Origin of the sequence: Microcystis sp. M53598_WE2, assembly GCF_030067735.1 — a bacterium.
In the GTDB taxonomy this organism is placed as follows: domain Bacteria; phylum Cyanobacteriota; class Cyanobacteriia; order Cyanobacteriales; family Microcystaceae; genus Microcystis; species Microcystis aeruginosa.
Genome location: NZ_JASJFE010000800.1, coordinates 1 through 2,427 on the forward strand (window position 1 = coordinate 1; position 2,427 = coordinate 2,427).

Annotated in this window: 2 protein-coding genes and 1 pseudogene; 2 read left to right on the forward strand and 1 reads right to left on the reverse strand. The window is 39.6% G+C overall.

All coding sequences use genetic code 11. The annotated features are described in order from the left end of the window. Window positions 1-989, forward strand: a 989-nt coding sequence (locus tag PX636_RS16320; protein ID WP_288117847.1) for an RluA family pseudouridine synthase, incomplete at its 5' end; no start/stop codon positions are given. 199 nt (window positions 990-1,188) lie between these two features. Continuing rightward, window positions 1,189-1,323, forward strand: a pseudogene (locus tag PX636_RS16325) (IS630 family transposase); the annotation flags it as partial. 157 nt (window positions 1,324-1,480) lie between these two features. Here the strand turns inward: PX636_RS16325 and PX636_RS16330 are convergent. Further along, window positions 1,481-2,353: an FkbM family methyltransferase gene (locus tag PX636_RS16330; protein ID WP_353853488.1), complete on the reverse strand. Its 873-nt coding sequence runs from the start codon at window positions 2,351-2,353 to the stop codon at window positions 1,481-1,483. Window positions 2,354-2,427: the final 74 nt, after the last annotated feature.

A 2,427-nucleotide genomic window follows, 5' to 3' on the forward strand; every position in this document is an offset into this window, starting at 1 on the left:
AAAAACAAGTTTTAAAACCCTTAATTGAGAAAATAAACGTAGCCAATCAGAGAATTATTGAACTTAAGCAACAGCGTAGGAACCTCTCCAAACAGTTACAGGAATTGCTGTATCAATCCTACTGTTTAAACAACTTTTCTGGACAATCTCTCTCCTTAGCTAAATTGATGGGCAGTAATTTGTTACCGACGGGAACAGGGGAATGTTGCGCCCCGAAATTATTAAATTATGCCGCCATGAAAGGATTAAAACCTGTCGCCATGGCCGAATTTTGGTGGGGAGAATCGAATCGAGATAGAAAACAGGGAGAATTTTATGGTGCTTGTCAAGAAAGATGTCAACCTCTCATGGGTTTTTTACTCTCTGGTTTACGTTCATCCCTAGAAATTATCTATGAAGACGAGGGAATAATTGTTATTAATAAACCTGCGGGATTATTATCGGTAGCAGGACGTTATCAAGATAGTCAAGATGCTGTGGTCAATCGGTTTCGTCGTCAGGGAAAAAATGTCATTCCAGTTCATCGTTTAGACCGAGAAACTTCTGGTATATTATTACTAGCTAAAAGTTTAGATATTTATCGTTGTTTATCCCAACAATTTCAACGGCGAGAAGTGGAGAAAATCTACGAAGCTATATTATCAGAAATTATTGAGCGAGAATCAGGCATAATTGACCTACCTCTCTGGGGAAATCCGCAAAATCGACCCTATCAAACTGTGGACTGGCAAAGGGGGAAAGCTAGTCAAACCTATTTTAAAGTTGTCGGTAAAGAAGGCAATTATTCTCGGCTAGAATTTATTCCCTACACGGGAAGAACCCATCAAATTCGTGTTCATAGTCAACAGGGATTAGGGATAGGAATTTTAGGCGATCGCTTGTACAATGGTAAGCAGTCCGACCGTTTACACCTACACGCTAAACAATTATCGTTTCGTCATCCTCAGACCGAAAATAAACTTGATCTCATCATTCCCACCCCCTTTTGAGAGCTATAATTGCTAACAGCCAAAAATTAGCTATAGTAACCCGAACTGGGGTTAAATAGGGACAGAATCAGGGTTCCCGAGGATACTTTATCTCGGCTGATTTCTGAGAGCCTTGTAAATCAAGACTAAAGATATAGTTGCACACGGGTAACGTCGCTTTACGGTAAACTTTTTCAGCTTGTCCGAGCGGGATTCCTAGTTCGATATCTTCAACAGTGCCATCGTTGGGATTCTCTGTCTGAATGATTCCCATCGGAAACATAAAAAAGAACTTGATTCCTTGCTCACTCTACCATTTCAGAAGTTTAATAAATCTCAGATTATGACCTTCTAAAGTATAGCTTGTAATCACTTGCTCGAATGAATGAGCATGGTGCGTTCCCAAAAATCTATCGGTGCGGCAGTAGGAGCCACATTAGGGAACGCACTCTACAGCGATGGCGTACTGCTACGCAGTGCCTTCGGCATCGCACTCCTAGGAATAAGCAGTGTTAGACATCTTTTAGCTCTTCAAACCTTGACAAGAGCCTATGAGGAACTAAGAAAATCATTTTAATATGAGAGTTGGTCGGTTTTGTTTCAATCTTGATGAATTTTGGTTGTAAATTAGCTCCATCCTCATCCTTAGGTTTGACGAAAGCAAAACAGGTAAATTCAATAGATTTAATAAATTCAAGGAGCTTCTTTGTTGGATAAATTTCCGACAAGACCAAAGGTTGATCTCGAATTAGAAGATTTTTGCCACCCATTAGTATATCGAAGTCTGCTCCTTCAGCATCTGTTTTGATACAGGAAACACTTAGTAACGGATAATCAGACATCAATTGGTCTAAAGTATTTACCTTGACTGTCACCTTGTTCTCTTGGGGACTATGCCTAACCAGCGAATTTAGTTCAGGCATTGAGTTTAAATTAAGATCCATGGTGCCAGGCTCGGAAAAAAGTGCTTCTTCTAGAACATGACAGTTTTGAAACTGGGAAAGATTTCTCTTTAAGTGTTCAACCATTCTCGGATCGGGTTCAAAGGCATAAACCTGATTGGATAAAGGAGCAGCCAGTAAACTGTAATAACCAATATTAGCTCCAACATCAATAAAGTCTTTATTAATATCTAAGAATCGATGAAGGATAATTTCAGATCCCCAATCCAAATTGCTTCCCTTGAGGAAAATTTCCGTTCCGAATCGACTATCGTACGGCAGAGTCATTTCTACATTATTAAATAGAACCATTTTCTGGTTGAGCTTGGTTATTTTATAAAATGATCGTACTACATAGCGGTATAGGAAATCCCAGCCACCAATCTCTCGAACCAATCGAAGAAAATAACTGAACTTATGCAAATAAATAGTCCCTTTCAACATATACTCTCACTTCAAGTTAGCCATGGCGGCATTTAAATATTAATTATACCGCTCTCGGCGGTCGAGCCACCTCC

Coding starts and splice junctions, on each gene's coding strand:
- PX636_RS16330 (WP_353853488.1), bottom strand. CDS start 2,353: ATGTTGAAAGGGACTATTTATTTGCATAAGTTCAGTTATTTTCTTCGA.